Source organism: Pseudomonas sp. NY15356, from assembly GCF_048068175.1.
Classification (GTDB): domain Bacteria; phylum Pseudomonadota; class Gammaproteobacteria; order Pseudomonadales; family Pseudomonadaceae; genus Aquipseudomonas; species Aquipseudomonas putida_K.
In genome coordinates this window covers 1-279 of sequence record NZ_JBLUPW010000105.1, presented here as the reverse complement: position 1 = coordinate 279, position 279 = coordinate 1, and the positions used below count along the sequence as shown (strand labels likewise).

Here is a 279-nt window from a genome sequence, read left to right as displayed (position 1 = left end):
GCGACCGTCGCCGGCAAGCAGTTCGAAAACCTGCAACTGGGCGACAAGGCCACCGTCAACATCACCGATACGATCAGCGAAGTGAAAGCCACGCTGTCTGTGGATAAATCTACCGTCGCTGAAGGCGGTGAAATTACCTACACCGTGACCCTCAGCAATGGCCAGAAGCTGCCGGTCAACGGCCATGGTGGCCTGGTCTTCACTCTGACCGATGGCACAAAAGTTTCTATCCCTGCCGGCAGCGCCAGCGGCTCTATCACCGTTAAAGCGCCGGACGAC

The 279-nt window shown here is 58.1% G+C and carries 1 protein-coding gene; it reads left to right on the top strand.

The features are described 5' to 3' along the window. The coding region (locus tag ACNFCI_RS24140; protein ID WP_416768448.1) for an immunoglobulin-like domain-containing protein at nucleotides 1-279 on the top strand (279 nt) is incomplete at both ends.